General features: G+C 70.5%; 12 protein-coding genes and 2 tRNA genes. 6 read left to right on the top strand and 8 right to left on the bottom strand.

Annotated elements, in window-relative coordinates:
• Window positions 1–4: 4 nt before the first annotated feature.
• The gene (locus MMF93_RS11165) at window positions 5–1273 is read right to left on the bottom strand and encodes an ABC transporter substrate-binding protein (RefSeq protein ID WP_242751148.1); all 1269 of its coding nucleotides are present in this window, start codon (window positions 1271–1273) and stop codon (window positions 5–7) included.
• 126 nt (window positions 1274–1399) lie between these two features.
• On the opposite strand from MMF93_RS11165, the gene MMF93_RS11170 reads away from it, so the two are divergent.
• On the top strand, window positions 1400–2065 hold the full coding sequence (locus MMF93_RS11170; RefSeq protein ID WP_242751150.1) for a TetR family transcriptional regulator: 666 nt from the start codon (window positions 1400–1402) through the stop codon (window positions 2063–2065).
• Window positions 2062–2826, top strand: a complete 765-nt coding sequence (locus MMF93_RS11175; RefSeq protein ID WP_242751152.1) for a glucose 1-dehydrogenase — start codon at window positions 2062–2064, stop codon at window positions 2824–2826. Before MMF93_RS11170 ends, MMF93_RS11175 begins: the two co-directional genes overlap by 4 nt.
• A 166-nt stretch (window positions 2827–2992) precedes the next feature.
• On the opposite strand, the gene MMF93_RS11180 is transcribed toward MMF93_RS11175, so the two are convergent.
• Window positions 2993–5635, bottom strand: a complete 2643-nt coding sequence (locus tag MMF93_RS11180) for a valine--tRNA ligase (protein WP_242751154.1) — start codon at window positions 5633–5635, stop codon at window positions 2993–2995.
• A gap of 132 nt (window positions 5636–5767) precedes the next feature.
• Here MMF93_RS11180 and MMF93_RS11185 point away from each other — a divergent pair, with 132 nt between their 5' ends.
• The 3 genes from MMF93_RS11185 (at window position 5768) to MMF93_RS11195 (ending at window position 9084) form a co-directional block, all read left to right on the top strand.
• The gene (locus MMF93_RS11185; RefSeq protein WP_242751156.1) at window positions 5768–6835 is read left to right on the top strand and encodes a hypothetical protein; all 1068 of its coding nucleotides are present in this window, start codon (window positions 5768–5770) and stop codon (window positions 6833–6835) included.
• Window positions 6836–7192: 357 nt separating this feature from the next.
• A complete protein-coding gene (locus tag MMF93_RS11190) occupies window positions 7193–8182 on the top strand; it encodes a hypothetical protein (protein ID WP_242751158.1) in 990 nt (329 codons plus the stop codon).
• Window positions 8183–8241: 59 nt separating this feature from the next.
• On the top strand, window positions 8242–9084 hold the full coding sequence (locus MMF93_RS11195) for a hypothetical protein (protein WP_242751160.1): 843 nt from the start codon (window positions 8242–8244) through the stop codon (window positions 9082–9084).
• Window positions 9085–9209: 125 nt separating this feature from the next.
• On the opposite strand, the gene clpX is transcribed toward MMF93_RS11195, so the two are convergent.
• The 5 genes from clpX to MMF93_RS11220 all read right to left on the bottom strand — a co-directional run bounded on the left by clpX (window position 9210) and on the right by MMF93_RS11220 (window position 13869).
• Window positions 9210–10493, bottom strand: a complete 1284-nt coding sequence (gene clpX / locus MMF93_RS11200; RefSeq protein ID WP_242751162.1) for an ATP-dependent Clp protease ATP-binding subunit ClpX — start codon at window positions 10491–10493, stop codon at window positions 9210–9212.
• Window positions 10494–10670: 177 nt separating this feature from the next.
• Window positions 10671–11330 carry an ATP-dependent Clp protease proteolytic subunit gene (locus tag MMF93_RS11205; protein ID WP_114021234.1) on the bottom strand — a complete coding sequence of 220 codons (660 nt, stop codon included), beginning with the start codon at window positions 11328–11330 and terminating at the stop codon, window positions 10671–10673.
• 100 nt (window positions 11331–11430) lie between these two features.
• A complete protein-coding gene (locus MMF93_RS11210; protein WP_114018229.1) occupies window positions 11431–12048 on the bottom strand; it encodes an ATP-dependent Clp protease proteolytic subunit in 618 nt (205 codons plus the stop codon).
• 229 nt (window positions 12049–12277) lie between these two features.
• Window positions 12278–13690, bottom strand: coding sequence for a trigger factor (gene tig / locus MMF93_RS11215; protein ID WP_242751164.1), 1413 nt, complete (start codon window positions 13688–13690; stop codon window positions 12278–12280).
• Window positions 13691–13792: 102 nt separating this feature from the next.
• Window positions 13793–13869: transfer RNA gene (locus MMF93_RS11220), tRNA-Pro, on the bottom strand.
• Between the two features lie 56 nt (window positions 13870–13925).
• On the opposite strand from MMF93_RS11220, the gene MMF93_RS11225 reads away from it, so the two are divergent.
• A tRNA-Gly gene (locus MMF93_RS11225) sits at window positions 13926–13996 on the top strand.
• Window positions 13997–14219: 223 nt separating this feature from the next.
• On the opposite strand, the gene MMF93_RS11230 is transcribed toward MMF93_RS11225, so the two are convergent.
• Window positions 14220–14414, bottom strand: a complete 195-nt coding sequence (locus MMF93_RS11230; protein ID WP_114021232.1) for a hypothetical protein — start codon at window positions 14412–14414, stop codon at window positions 14220–14222.
• Between the last annotated feature and the right edge of the window lie 454 nt (window positions 14415–14868).

Consider the following 14868-nt stretch of genomic DNA (forward strand, 5'->3'; position numbering starts at 1 on the left):
CCCGTCAGTCGCGGCGGGCCGCGCGGTCGGCCTCGTCGGCCGCCCTCTGCAGAGCGTCGAGAACAGCCCGCGGGGACGGCCCCTTCGGGTCGACGGCCTTGCCGACGGAGCCCTGCACGCGGGTGCGCACGGTCGGCCAGGAGGTACGCCCCACCGGCTGGAACTCGGCGTCCGGCATCTGGTCGATGAACCGGCGCAGCGGCTTGCCCGAGGGATCCGCGCGCAGGGCGCGCGAGCCGGAGACGGTGACGGGGAGGGTGCCCTGGCCGCTGCCGTACTGGCGCACGGAGGTGACCTGGTAGAGGAAGTTGAGGAACGCCGCGCACTGCTCGCGGCGGCCGCCCGCCTTGAACGCCATCAGCCAGTCGGAGAGGCCGACGGGCGGGGCCGCGCCGCCGTCCTCCTTGGGGAAGGCGGCGTGCGCGTAAGGGAACTTGGCCTTCTGCGCGCTGCCGAGCAGCACCGGGTGCGCGTTGAGCATGCCTATCCGCCCCTTGAGGAAGCCCTCGTAGGCCTTCGTGCGGGTCAGCCTGTCCGGATGGGCGCCGGCCAGCCCTTCGGCGACCAGGCGCTCGCGCAGCCAGGTCAGCGCGTGGACGTTCTCCGCCTTGCCGAAGTCGTAGCCCGCGGTGCTGGAGTACCCGCCGTCGGCGGCCAGCATCCAGGCGAGCGCCTCGTCCTCGGCTGCCTCCGGGCCCAGCGCGAGTCCGTACGGGGTGGGCACGCCCGCCCGCTTGAGCGCCTGCGCCGCGGTGCGCAGCTCCTCCCAGCTGCGGGGCGGACCGCTGATGCCGGCCTTCTCGAAGAGGGCGGTGTTGTAGAAGAGGCGCGGGGTGCTGGCCAGAAACGGGATCCCGTACTGCGCGAAGTTCACCTCGCCCGCCTGTGCGAAGGAGGTGATGAAGTCGGCCTGGACCGGGATCTTGAAGACGTCGCTTGCGGGGAAGAGCCTGCCGTCCTCCGCGTAGCCGGCGAAGACGTTGCCCTGGGAGATGTCGGGCGGGTTGCCGTCCTCGACCCGCTTGGCCAGCTCCTTGTCGATGCGGGTGAAGGGGACGAGCTGCAGATCGACCTTGATGTCCGGGTGCTTCTTCTCGAACGCCTTGATGACGTCGCTCCACTGGTCGGTGATGCCCGAGCCGACGCTCTTCTCGTAGCTGGAGGCGAGCACCGTGAGCGTCTGCTCCCCGCCCTCACCTGAGCACCCGGTGAGCCCCAGGCCCGTGGCGGTCGCGAGAGAGGAGGCGCCGAGGAGGAACTGGCGTCGATGCACTGGTCTTGCCACCCATGGTCGTACGGTCGCTCGTCTCCCCCGCTCGCGCCCGTGCCCGCACCGGGCGCACCCGGGCCGGTTTCGGCCGCGGTGGCAGATTGTGCCATGCAGGCATAGTCTGCTGACATGCCGGTCGCCAGTAACCCGTCGAGTCCGCTCGCCGAGAGTCCGTCGAGCTCACTCACCGAGCGCCGCAAGGCCGAGACCCGCACGGAGCTCGCACGCACCGCCGCCGCGCTCTTCGTCGAACGCGGCGTGCGGGACACCCGGGCCGAGGACATCGCACGGGAAGCGGGCGTCGCACCGCGGACCTTCTACCGCTACTTCCCCACCAAGGAAGAGGCCGTCGCCCCGCTCTTCGCGGCCGGGGCCAGGCAGTGGGTGGACGCCACCCGGGCCGCCCCCGCGGACCTGACCCTCGCCCAGGCCCTCGTGCACGGCACCCGCGAAGCGCTCGCCACCGACGACGCCGCCAACGCCGCATCCCTGGAGTGGGTGCGCGCACTGCTGCGGCTGGCCGCGGCGAACCCCGCGCTGCGCTCGGTGTGGAACGACGCCTACCACGCGTCCGAAACCGACCTGGCGGCCGCGCTCGCCGAGCGCGCGGGCGACCCCCGGCGCGCCACCGCACTCCCCGTGCGGCTGGTGGCCGGCACAGCGGCGACGGCGGTCCGGGTGGCCGTCGAGACCTGGGCGGCCGGTGACGCACCGGCCGACGGACCCGAGGGCCCCGCGGCGCTCGCCGCGCGCTGCATCACATCCCTGAGCGAATCCCCCTGGAGCACCACATGACCGACCTGACCGGCAAGACCCTCCTGATCACCGGCGCCGCGCGCGGCATCGGCGCCGAGACGGCCCGGCAGGCCGTCGCCGCGGGCGCCAAGGTCGTACTCACCGACGTCCTGGAGGACGAGGGCAAGGCCACCGCCGCCGCGCTGGGCGACCACGCCCGCTTCGCCGCGCACGACGTCACCTCCGAGGAGGACTGGCAGCGCGTCGCCGGCCACGCCGTCTCCGAGTTCGGCGCCCTCGACGGCCTCGTCAACAACGCGGGCATCTCCACCGGCGCCCCGCTGGAGTCCGTCTCCACGGAGTTCTTCCGCAAGGTGCTCGACATCAACCTGACGGGCGTCTTCATCGGCATCAAGACCGCGATCCCCGCGATGCGGGCGGCAGGCGGCGGCTCCATCGTCAACATCTCCTCGGCGGCGGGGCTGATGGGCCTGGCCCTGACCGCCGGCTACGGCGCCTCCAAGTGGGGCGTCCGCGGCCTCACCAAGATCGGCGCCGTCGAGCTGGGCACCGACCGCATCAGGCTCAACTCCGTGCACCCCGGCATGACCTACACCCCGATGACCGCCGAGGTCGGCATCCAGCAGGGCGAGGGCAACTACCCCAACACCCCGATGGCCCGCGTCGGCGAGCCGGGTGAGATCGCCTCGGCGGTGTGCTTCCTGCTCTCGGACGCGGCGTCGTACATCACCGGCGCCGAACTCGCCGTCGACGGCGGCTGGACCACGGGACCGACCGTCAAGTACGTGATGGGGCAGTAGTTCTCCGGCCGTGTGCCAGTAGTTCTCCCACCGCCGCGGCGGAACACGAGAACGACGTGAGCGGCGGTGCCGAACCCGGCTCAGGCCGGTGCGGCACCGCCGCTCACGTCGCAGATGGTTCCCGCCGCTGGGGCACCTCCCGGCCGGAGGCTGGGGGAGGGAGAAACTAGGCGAGCCGCTCCAACTGCTGCGTCAGGCGGGCGATGTCGGCCTCAGCCGCTGCTCGCCGCCCCTTGATCTTCTCCACGACATGGCTCGGCGCCTTCGCCAGGAACGCCTCGTTGGTGAGCTTGGCCCCCGTCTGCGCCAGCTCCTTCTCGGCTGCGGCCAGGTCCTTCGTCAGCCGCTTGCGTTCGGCCTCCACGTCGATGACGCCGGACAGGTCGAGGCTGACGGTGGCGCCCGCGACCGGCAGCGAGGCCGTGGCCTGGAAGCCCTCGCCCGCCGGCTGGAGCCGCAGCAGCTGCCGGACGGCCTCCTCGTGGGCCACCAGCGGGGTGCCCGCCAGCGCGAGGTCGGCGGGGACCTTCTGGCCTGGCTGGAGGCCCTGGTCGGCGCGGAAGCGGCGGACCTCGGTCACCGCCTGCTGCACGGTGGCGATCTCCGCCTCGGCGGCCGCGTCGCGGAAGCGGGAGTCCGCAGGCCAGGCGGCCACGACGATGGACTCGCCGCCGGTCAGCGTCGTCCACAGCTCCTCGGTGACGAACGGGACGATCGGGTGCAGCAGCCGCAGCGTGACGTCCAGGACCTCGCCCAGGACGCGGCGGGAGACCTCCGCGGCCCGCCCGCCACGGGCGAAGGTGGTCTTGGACAGCTCGACGTACCAGTCGAAGACCTCGTCCCAGGCGAAGTGGCGCAGCGCGTCGGCCAGCTTGGCGAACTGGTAGTCCTCGTAGTAGCCGTCGACCTGGGCCAGGACGGTGTTCAGCCGGGAGAGGATCCAGCGGTCGGTGGCCGCCATCTCGCTCGCGTCCGGCAGCGCGCCCTCGACCGTGGCGCCGTTCATCAGCGCGAAACGGGTGGCGTTCCAGATCTTGTTGGCGAAGTTGCGGGACGCCTTGACCCAGTCCTCGCCGATGGGCACGTCGGTGCCGGGGTTGGCGCCCGAGGCGAGGGTGAAGCGCAGCGCGTCGGAGCCGTAGGCGTCCATCCAGTCCAGCGGGTCGACGACGTTGCCGAAGGACTTGGACATCTTCTTGCCGTGCTCGTCCCGCACGAGGCCGGTCAGCGCGATGGTGTGGAACGGCGGCTCGTCCATGACGTACGTGCCGAACATCATCATCCGGGCGACCCAGAAGAAGATGATGTCGTAGCCGGTGACCAGGACGTCGGTGGCGTAGAACTTCGCCAGGTCCGGCGTCTCGTCCGGCCAGCCCAGGGTCGAGAAGGGCCACAGGCCCGAGGAGAACCAGGTGTCCAGGACGTCCGGATCCTGGTGCCACCCCTCGCCGGCCGGGGGCTCCTCGTCCGGGCCGACGCAGACGACCTCGCCCCCGGGGCCGTACCAGACCGGGATGCGGTGGCCCCACCACAGCTGGCGGGAGATCGTCCAGTCGTGCATGTTGTCGACCCAGTCGAAGTAGCGGGACGCCATGTCGGCCGGGTGGATCGTCGTACGGCCGTCGCGGACGGCGTCGCCCGCCTTCTGCGCCAGCGGGGCGACCTTGACCCACCACTGCATCGACAGCCGCGGCTCGATCGTCGTCTTGCACCGCGAGCAGTGGCCGACGCTGTGCACGTAGGGGCGCTTCTCCTGAAGTACACGGCCCTGCTCGCGCAGCGCGGCGACGATCGCCGAACGCGCCTCGAAGCGGTCCAGGCCCTGGAAGGGGCCGTGCGCGGTGATCACGCCGCGCTCGTCCATGACCGTGAGCATCGGCAGGTCGTGGCGGCGGCCGATCTCGAAGTCGTTCGGGTCGTGGGCCGGGGTGACCTTGACCGCTCCCGTGCCGAACTCGGGGTCGACATGCGAGTCGGCGACGACGGGGATGGTGCGGTCGGTCAGCGGCAGCTTGATCTGCTTGCCGATCAGGTGCCGGTAGCGCTCGTCGTCCGGGTGGACGGCGATGGCCGTGTCCCCCAGCATCGTCTCGGCCCGGGTGGTGGCGACGACCACCGTCTCCGTGTCGTCGTCGATCTCGCCGTACGTGAGCCGGACCAGCTCGCCGTCGTCGTCCTGGTACTCCACCTCGATGTCGGAGATGGCCGTCAGACAGCGCGGGCACCAGTTGATGATCCGCTCGGCGCGGTAGATCAGCCCGTCGTCGTACATCTTCTTGAACACGGTCTGGACGGCGCGCGAGAGACCCTCGTCCATGGTGAAGCGCTCGCGGGACCAGTCGACACCGTCACCGAGGCGCCGCATCTGGCCGAGGATCCTGCCGCCGTACTCCTGCTTCCACTGCCAGACGCGGTCGACGAACGCCTCGCGGCCCAGGTCCTGACGGGACCTGCCCTCCTCGCCGAGCTGCTGCTCGACCTTGTTCTGGGTGGCGATGCCCGCGTGGTCCATGCCCGGCAGCCACAGCGCCTCGTAGCCCTGCATCCGCTTGCGGCGGGTGAGGGCGTCCATGAGGGTGTGCTGGAAAGCGTGCCCGAGGTGGAGAGATCCTGTGACGTTCGGGGGCGGGATGACGATGGTGTACGGCGGCTTCTCGCTCTTGGCGTCCGCCTCGAACCAGCCCGCCTCCACCCAGCGCTCGTACAGCTTCCCCTCTACCTCGGCCGGCGCGTACTGGGTCGGCAGATCTGCGGGGATGGCGCTGTGCGGCCCGTGCGCGTCCGGGCTCTGCTGAGTGTTGTCGGTCACGACCGCCAGTGTACGGGCGCGGATGTCCCGGTCTCGAATCGGTTTGAGGACCGGTGCAGCGCTCGGGGACGGCATCCGTCACTATGTGCGTCAGCGCATTCGACTACATGTTCACGGAGGGGAAGCGCCGCCATGAGTGACAACCAGCCCGGCCCGTACGGCGGCCAGCCAGGCCAGCCCGGACCCTACGGCCAGCAGCCGGGGCCGTATGGGCAGCAGCCCCAGCAGCCCGGCGGCCCGAACCCGTACGGCGGCGCCCCGGGGCAGCCCGGCTACGGCTATCCGCAACAGCCCGGCGCACCGCAGCAGCCGCCCGGCCCTCCGCCCCAGCAGGGCGGAGCACCGTACGGCTATCCGCAGCAGCAGCCCGGTATGCAGCAGCCCGGTATGCCGGGCCAGCCCGGCGGCCCCTACGGGCAGCCGGGGATGCCAGGGCAGCCGGGGATGCCGACACCGCCGCCGAGCGGCGGCGGCAAGGGCAAGACCATCGGCATCGTCGTCGCGGCCCTGGTCGTCGTCGGCGCGGTGATAGGCGGCGTCGTCCTCTTCACCGGGAAGGACGACGACAAGGGCGGCGGCAGCGGCGGAGGGGGCGGCTCCTCGGTCGCCGACGACGGCAAGAAGTACAAGCTCATCACGCCGGAGACGGTGGCGTCCGAGTACGACAAGAAGCCGGGCTCGGAGAACAACTCCTCCAGCGGGTTCAGCGAGTCCGACCGGGAGAAGTTCGAGCAGTTCGGCGTCAAGGACCCCAAGAGCGTCTCGGCGACCTACGAGAGCGGCGAGGGGATGAGCGCCAAGACCCTCAACTTCGGCGGGGTCTACGGCGAGATCGAGAACCCGGAGGCGGTCGTCAACGCCGCGCTGCTGATGGTGGCCAAGGAGGCGGAGAAGGACCCGAGCACCGGCGGTGGCGGCAAGGCCGAGCTGGACGGCAAGCCGCAGGAGGTCAACCCGTCGAGTCTGGGCGACGACGCGGTGATGAAGTGCCAGAAGGTGAAGTTCACCGCGCCTCCCGGTGACACCTCGGGCATCGACGGCTTCACCATGCCGTTCTGCATGTGGGGCGACCACAGCACCATCGGCTTCGTGGTGACCGCCTCCTCGGCCGACGTGCTCAGCGGCAAGGACACCCCCGTGTCCGAGGCCGGCGAGACGACGGCGAAGGTCCGCAAGGACGTGCGCGTACCGCTCAAGTGAGCCCGCACGCCTCGGGCGACGAGGGTGACGAAGGCGACGAAGGCGATACGGGGGACGAGAGGTGAGGACGGCGCCCGGCGGTCTCCGCCGGGCGCCGTCGCGTCACACACCGCGTGTCACACACCGCGCGTCACACCGCCTGTCACACCCCGCGCCCCGGGTCGCAACACCGCGCGCCTCGGCCCGCACACACCGCGCACCACGGGATATTGCGCGCAGAGCGGGGCAATGCGCTGCGCGAGTTTCACGATTGCGTCCCCGCCCGGCACCGATTCGGCGCCCGGTGCGGCGTTCTCGTCGTGCATCCGTCAAGATGAGCTGGCGCGATAAGCACATCAACGGAGGGGAAGCGCCGCCATGAGCCACAACCAGCCAGGCCCCTACGGCCAGCCGGGCCCTTACGGTCAGCAGCCGCCGCCCGGAGGGCCAGGCCCCTACGGCGGCGCTCCGGGCCAGCCGCAGCCCGGCTACGGCTACCCCCAGCAGGGCCAGCCGCAGCAGCCCGGTTACGGCTTCCCGCAGCAGGGCCAGCCGCAGGGCGGCGCACCGTACGGCCAGCCGGGGCAGCCGGGGATGCCGGGGCAGCCTCCGGGCATGCCGGGCCAGCCGGGCCCCTACGGACAGCCGGGGCAGCCCGGGATGCCAATGCCGCCGCAGGGCGGCGGCGGCAAGGGCAAGACCATCGGCATCGTCATCGGCGCGCTGGTGGTCGTGGGCGCCATCATCGGCGGACTGTTCGCCTTCGGCGTCCTGGGCGGCAGCGGCAACAGCGACGTCGCCGACGACGGGCCGCACAAACTGACCGTTCCCGACCAGGTCGGCGAGTACAAGACCAGCTCGTCGGCGGGCGGCAGCGGCGGCGGCCCCGTCGGCGCGACGGACTCGGCCAAGGCCGCCGAACTCGGCGTCGAGGACGCCAAGAAGGTGTCAGGCGGCTACACGACCGGGACCGGCACCAGCAGCAAGTCGATGAGCTTCAACGGCGTCTACGGCACGATCGACGACCCGGAGAAGACCATCGACGACGCCTTCTCCAAGGCCAACGAGAACTCGCAGGACACCGGCGACAACGTCGGCGAGTCCGAGAAGGTCGCCTGGGACGGCGAGGCCGAGTCCGTCGAGCCCGCGGGGCTGGACGGCGCGCTGATGAAGTGCCGGACCGCGAAGGTCACCGAGGGCAGCAGCAGCCTGTCCATGCCGATCTGCGTGTGGGCGGACCGCAGCACGATGGGCACCGTCGTCGGTGTCGACGTCGCCGCGGCCATGAAGGGAACCGGCGGCGTCTCCAAGGACGAGGTCGCCAAGTTCGCCGCCGAGCTGCGCACGAAGGCCCGCGTCAAGTCCTGAGCCGAGCCGGCAGCCGGCCGGACGTTTTCCATGCACGTCCAGGGGAGGGAGCCCACCGCATGACCCAGCCACCCGGCCCGAACCCACCGGGCGGACACGGGCAGCAGCCTCCGGGCCCTTACGGCGCCCCCGGCCCCTACGGACAGCCCCCGCAGGGCCCCGGTCCTTACGGAGCGCCGCCCCCGGCCGGTGGCCCCCACGGAGCGCCGGGGCCCTACGGCGGGCCCCCCGGCGCTCCCGGCCCTTACGGCGCCTGGCCGCCGCCTCCCGTGCCGCCGCCCCGCCGCGGCCTGGGCGGCGGGGCCATCACGGCCATCGTGCTCGGCAGCCTGGTGGCGGTCGGCGGGGCGCTGTTCGGCATCGGCGCGCTCGTGTCCGCGAGCAAGCCGCACGGCACCGAGAAGATCCGGTTCCCCGCCACCCTGGAGAGCGGCTCCTACAGTCGCGTGGACGACAACGCACAGGTGAGCGAGCAGGAGCGGCAGCTACAGGACGAGCTGCCGGCCGACGGCGTCGCCAAGGTCGCCACGTACTCCGCCGGTTCCGCGGGCAGCCCGACAGCGGGCGGGCTGGCCATCTCCGGTGCCTACGGGGACATCGACGCCTCGCCGTCCGAGATGCGCGACGACATGCTGGACGGGATGGGGCAGAGCCAGAACGGGCGGGTCGTCGGGGAGCGCAAGGAGTTCACCCGCGGCGGCGTGGAGATCTCCTGCCAGCTGACGAACCTCTCCCAGGGCGGCGTCAGCGTCTACGCGCCCGCCTGCGCGTGGGCGGACGAGTCCACGATGGCCGTCGTGCTGGAGGTCGACATCGCCAACACGAGTCCGGGCTCCATCGACCTGGAGAAGTTCGCCGGCCTCACGGTCCGCGTCAAGGACAAGGTGACGGTGCCCAGGTAAGGCGCCCGCCGGACGGCAACGGTGAGGGCCCGCACCCCGGCCGGGGTGCGGGCCCTCACCGTTGCCGTCCGGAGCGCGGGGCCGGGCCCAGTGGGCTCGCGGACGCGGGGCGGCGCCGTGGGCGCTCAGGCGCTCTTCTCGTGGCGCTGCTGCTCGCCGTTGCCGCGGGCGCGCGGGACCAGCGTCGGGTTGACGTTGGAGTGCACGACCTCCTCGGTGATCACGACGCGCTCCACGTCCTTGCGGGAGGGCACCTCGTACATCACCGACTGGAGGACCTCCTCCATGATGGCGCGCAGGCCGCGCGCCCCGGTACCGCGCAGGATGGCCTGGTCGGCGATGGCCTCCAGCGCGGGCCGGTCGAAGTCCAGCTCGACGCCGTCGAGTTCGAACAGCCGCTGGTACTGCTTGACCAGGGCGTTGCGGGGCTCCATCAGGATCTGCAGGAGCGCCTCGCGGTCGAGGTTGTGCACCGAGGTGATGACCGGGAGCCGCCCGATGAACTCGGGGATCATCCCGAACTTCACCAGGTCCTCCGGCATGACCTCCTCGAACTGGTTGCTGGCCTCGATCTCCCGCTTGGAGCGGATGTCGGCGCCGAATCCGATGCCCTTGGCACCGGCGCGGGACTCGATGATCTTTTCCAGCCCCGCGAAGGCACCGCCCACGATGAACAGCACGTTCGTCGTGTCGATCTGGATGAACTCCTGGTGCGGGTGCTTTCGGCCGCCCTGCGGCGGCACGGAGGCCGTGGTGCCCTCCAGGATCTTCAGCAGCGCCTGCTGCACGCCCTCGCCGCTGACGTCGCGGGTGATCGACGGGTTCTCACTCTTGCGGGCGACCTTGTCGATCTCGTCGATGTAGATGATCCCGGTCTCGGCCTTCTTGACGTCGTAGTCCGCCGCCTGAATGAGCTTCAGCAGGATGTTCTCGACGTCCTCACCGACGTAGCCCGCCTCGGTGAGCGCCGTGGCGTCGGCGATGGCGAAGGGCACGTTCAGCATCCTGGCCAGCGTCTGCGCCAGCAGCGTCTTGCCGGAGCCGGTGGGCCCGAGCAGCAGGATGTTGGACTTGGACAGCTCGATGCCGTCGTCCCGCCCGCTCCCGTTCTCGCCCGCCTGGACGCGCTTGTAGTGGTTGTAGACCGCGACCGAGAGCGCCTTCTTCGCGGCCTCCTGGCCGACGACGTAGCCCTCGAGGAACTCGTAGATCTCCCGGGGCTTGGGCAACTCGTCCCAGCGCACCTCGGAGGACTCGGCGAGCTCCTCCTCGATGATCTCGTTGCAGAGATCGATGCACTCGTCGCAGATGTACACACCTGGCCCCGCGATGAGCTTTTTCACCTGCTTCTGGCTCTTGCCGCAGAACGAGCACTTGAGCAGATCGCCGCCATCACCGATGCGTGCCACGAGGAGCTTCCCCTTCGCCTGGGATCCGTCAGGGATATACGGACCGAGGTACGTGCTGAGACGACGGTACCTTGCCCGGCCGCCGGAATGGGCCCCCCTTGGAACGACCTGGCCGACACTTCCCGTGCCGCGCCGTGTCGTTCCAAGGGGCTGTGGGCCGCCTGAACGGGCTGTCCGTCAGACTCCCACGGAGGACTTGCGGGTCGTGACGATCTGGTCGATCAGCCCGTACTCCAGGGTCTCCTCAGCGGTGAGGATCTTGTCCCGCTCGATGTCCGAGGAGATGACCTCGCGCTCCTTGGTGGAGTGCTTGGTGAGCATGTCCTCCAGCTGGTCGCGCATCCGCTGGATCTCGTTGGCCGCGATCTCCAGGTCGGAGACCTGGCCCCGGCCCGTCTCGCTGTAGGGCTGGTGGATGAGGATGCGGGCGTTCGGCAGCGCCATCCGCTTGCCGGGCGTGCCGGCGGCGAGCAGCACCGCGGCGGCGGAGGCCGCCTGGCCCATGCAGACGGTCTGGACGTCGGGCTTGACGAACTGCATCGTGTCGTAGATCGCCGTCAGCGCCGTGAAGCTGCCGCCCGGGGAGTTGATGTAGATCGAGATGTCGCGGTCGGGGTCCATCGACTCCAGGCACAGCAGCTGCGCCATGACGTCGTTGGCCGAGGCGTCGTCGATCTGCACCCCGAGGAAGATCACGCGCTCCTCGAAGAGCTTCGCGTAGGGGTCGTACTCCCGCACGCCCTGCGAGGTGCGCTCGACGAAGCGCGGGACGATGTAGCGGGACTCGGGCGCGATGCCGGTGAACTCGGCCCGCGGGCCCGGCTGAAGTGAGGTCATCGGGAGGTTCTCCTGGAGATGAACGGGTGGCTGCGGTCGGGGCGGGAGCCGTGCGGCGCGGGGCCGCACGAAGGCGTGCCGTGCGGCGCTGTGGCGGGCCTCACGCGCCCGTTCCGCCGCCGCCCGGGAGCTGCGCGGCGCTGCCGTAGACCTCGTCGATGAGACCGTACTGCTTGGCCTCCTCGGCGGTGAACCAGCGGTCACGGTCCGCGTCGCGGGTCCACTGCTCGACGGTCTGGCCGCTGTGCGCCGCAGACAGCTCCGCCAGCCGCTTCTTGGTGCGCAGCAGCTGCTCGGCGTGGATCTTGATGTCGGTGGCCGAGCCCGCCAGGCCCGCGGAGGGCTGGTGGATGAGGATGTCGGCGTTGGGCAGCGCGAACCGCTTGCCGGGCGTGCCGGCGGTCAGCAGGAACTGGCCCATCGACGCCGCGAGTCCCATGGCGATGGTGACGACATCGTTCTTGATGTACTGCATGGTGTCGTAGATCGCCATGCCCGCCTGGACGGAACCGCCCGGGCTGTTGATGTACAGGAAGATGTCCTTGTCCGGATCGGCGGCGAGGAGAAGGAGCTGGGCGGTGATCTTGTTGGCGATGTCGTCGTCCACCGGCTGGCCGAGGAAAATGATGCGCTCGTCGAGCAGCCGGTTGTAGACCTGGTCGCCGAGGCCGCCACCGTAGTTGGGCTCACCGGCGGCGGAAGGCTTCGGAAGCGTCACGTGTCCACCTGCTCGTGTCCGGACGGCCACGCGAAGCTGGCCGTCACTGGGGTCTTCGTCTACTGGGGACCCTAACGCGCCATCCGGCGGCAGCCATCCCGGTCAGAGCGCATTTCGCTGTGAGCGCAGGTTCCCCGACCGGCCGGGCCGACAGCCGAACGGGGGGCGCCAGGAGCGTGCTCTCGCGCGCCCTGGCGCCCCCCGTTCGTGGGTCCGTTCGGGGGCCCGGTCAGCCCTCGGTCTTCTCCGCGCCGGACTTCTCGTCACCCTCGGCGGCGGCCTCGGCCGTCTCGGCGGCGGCCTCGGTCCCGTCCTCGCCGTCCTCGCCGTCCTCGTCGCTCAGGTCGACGACCTCGCCGTTGGTGTCCTTGACGGTGACGGCCTCGACCACGGTCGCCAGGGCCTTGCCGCGGGCGACCTCACCGACGAGGACCGGCACCTGGCCGCCCTCGACGACGGCCTGCGCGAACTGGTCCGGGCTCATGCCCGAGGACTGGGCGCGGCGCATCAGGTGCTCGGTCAGCTCTTCCTGGCTGACGTTGAGCTTCTCCTTGCTGACCAGCTCGTCCAGGACGAACTGGGTGCGGATGCCCTTCTCCGCCTGCTCCTTGAGCTCGGCGTCGAACTCCTCCTCGGACTTGTCCTGCATCTTCAGGTACGAGCCCAGGTCGAGGCCGAGCTGGCCGAGCTGGTGGTTGACCAGGTTGTGCTTGCGGCTCTCGATCTCGTCGGCGAGCAGCTTCTCCGGGACCGGCACCTCGGTCAGCTCCAGAAGGGCGTCGAGCACCTTCTCCTGGGCCTGGGTGGCCTGCTCGTACTTCTTCTGGTCGGCCAGCCGCTTGCGGCTGTCCTCGCGCAGCTCCTCCAGCGTGTCGAACTCGCTGGCCATCTGCGCGAACTCGTCGTCCAGCTCGGGGAGTTCCCGCGCGGAGACGGACTCGACCGTGACGGAGACCTCGGCCTCCCGGCCGGCGCCCGAGCCGCCCTTGAGCTCGGAGGCGAAGGTGGCCGAACCGCCGGCCTCCAGCCCCGTGACGGCCTCGTCGATGCCGTCCAGCAGCTCGCCGGAGCCGATCGTGTAGTCCACGCCCTGGGCGACGCCGTCCTCCAGGACCTCGCCGTCGATCTTCGCCTCGAGGTCGACCTTGACCACGTCACCGTCGCCGGCGGCGCGCTCGACGACGGAGGTGGAGGCGAACCGCTCACGCAGCTGCTCGACGGCCTTGTCCACGTCCTCGTCGGAGACCTCGACGGCGTCCACCTCGGCCTCGATGCCGCTGTAGTCCGGAATCTCGATCTGAGGACGGACGTCCACCTCGGCGGTGAAGGCCAGCAGCTCGTTGTCCTTCAGCTCGGTGATGTCCACCTCGGGCTGGCCGAGCACGTTGAGCTCGCCCTCGTCGACGGCGGACTGGTAGAGCTTCGGGAGCGCGTCGTTGACGGCCTCTTCGAGGACGGCACCGCGGCCGAAGCGCTGGTCGATCAGGCGCGCGGGGATCTTGCCCTTGCGGAAGCCGGGAACGCTGACCTGCTGGTTGATCTTCTTGTACGCCGCGTCGAGGCTGTCCTTGAGCTCCTCGAAGGGCACCTCGACAGTGAGCCGAACCCGGGTCGGGTTCAGGGTCTCCACGGCGCTCTTCACGGTCGGTCTCCTTGGGGCTGGCATTGGGGGTCTTGCTGATTCTTGGGCTGCGCCCCGTATGCATGCAGACACGACACAGGCACGCGCGTCTTTCATAGTACGTGGTCGGGGTGGCCGGATTCGAACCGACGACCTTCCGCTCCCAAAGCGGACGCGCTACCAAGCTGCGCCACACCCCGTCGATGCGACACGTAGAGTACATGTCGTAGGATGCGGCTGTGCCGATCCGGCCTCTGCGGGCGTAGCTCAATGGTAGAGCCCTGGTCTTCCAAACCAGCTACGCGGGTTCGATTCCCGTCGCCCGCTCGCAACGAAGGCCCGGCCCCCTCGGTGGGGGCCGGGCCTTCGGCACGGAAAGAGCCTGCTCAGCGGCGCTGGGCGGCGCTGTGGGTACGCCCGGCCGCCCCGTGGGCGCGCCCGGCGGCGCCGTCGGCGCGCCGGGCGTGTGCGCCCTGTGTCCGCGCGCGGACACCCCGCGGCCGCCCGTGGCGTTCCAGGGGCGGCCGGGGTTCCGCGGGCGGCGGTACGGCTAGAAACTGATCTGGTTGATCGTGTCGGCGATCGAGTTCAGGAACCTGTTGATCGACGGCGCCATGCCCGTGGAGGCAAGGAAGAAGCCGAAGAGCATGGCGACGATGGCCGGCCCCGGCTTGATGGACTTGCTCCTGATCATTACCACCAGGATGACCGCCAACAGCACGACTACGGACAGCGAGATGGCCACAACTGCTCACACCCTCATGGTCGGAACCTCACCCGGCCTGGGGGCCTGCCACCGTGGCCACACCCCCGCGCACACGGCGCCCACCCATCGTGCCACCAACTCCGGTGACGCAGGGACCGGGTGACCGTCCGTCGGCCCCATCATCGGGTAAATCCTCACCGTTGGCAGGGGTACGTGCTCCCCGATGTTGACGGGGCGCGCCCGGGGAGGGGCAGCCGGGCCCGTAATTCAGCCACCGGTTTCGGCCTTTCGGCCTGATCAATGCACGGCGTCGCATATGTGCACGTGGTGCATTGCGGTCGGCACCGGGTGCCGTTTGTCGCCGGCCTGTGAATTGCTGGTGCAGGGCTGTGAATTGTGGGCTCGCTCACAGGGCTCTGCGGGACGCGACAGGGCCTCGCGCGGCACCGACGGGGGCGCGAACACGGGGCGCCGGCCCCGTGATCCCGGGCTC

This window comes from Streptomyces tubbatahanensis (assembly GCF_022699385.1).
Lineage (GTDB): Bacteria > Actinomycetota > Actinomycetes > Streptomycetales > Streptomycetaceae > Streptomyces > Streptomyces diacarni.

Bases quoted from the DNA above. Each gene is read 5' to 3' on its own strand.
- MMF93_RS11170 (WP_242751150.1), top strand. From the start codon at position 1,400: ATGCCGGTCGCCAGTAACCCGTCGAGTCCGCTCGCCGAGAGTCCGTCG.
- MMF93_RS11175 (WP_242751152.1), top strand. From the start codon at position 2,062: ATGACCGACCTGACCGGCAAGACCCTCCTGATCACCGGCGCCGCGCGC.
- MMF93_RS11185 (WP_242751156.1), top strand. From the start codon at position 5,768: ATGAGTGACAACCAGCCCGGCCCGTACGGCGGCCAGCCAGGCCAGCCC.
- MMF93_RS11190 (WP_242751158.1), top strand. From the start codon at position 7,193: ATGAGCCACAACCAGCCAGGCCCCTACGGCCAGCCGGGCCCTTACGGT.
- MMF93_RS11195 (WP_242751160.1), top strand. From the start codon at position 8,242: ATGACCCAGCCACCCGGCCCGAACCCACCGGGCGGACACGGGCAGCAG.
- MMF93_RS11205 (WP_114021234.1), bottom strand. From the start codon at position 11,330: ATGACCTCACTTCAGCCGGGCCCGCGGGCCGAGTTCACCGGCATCGCG.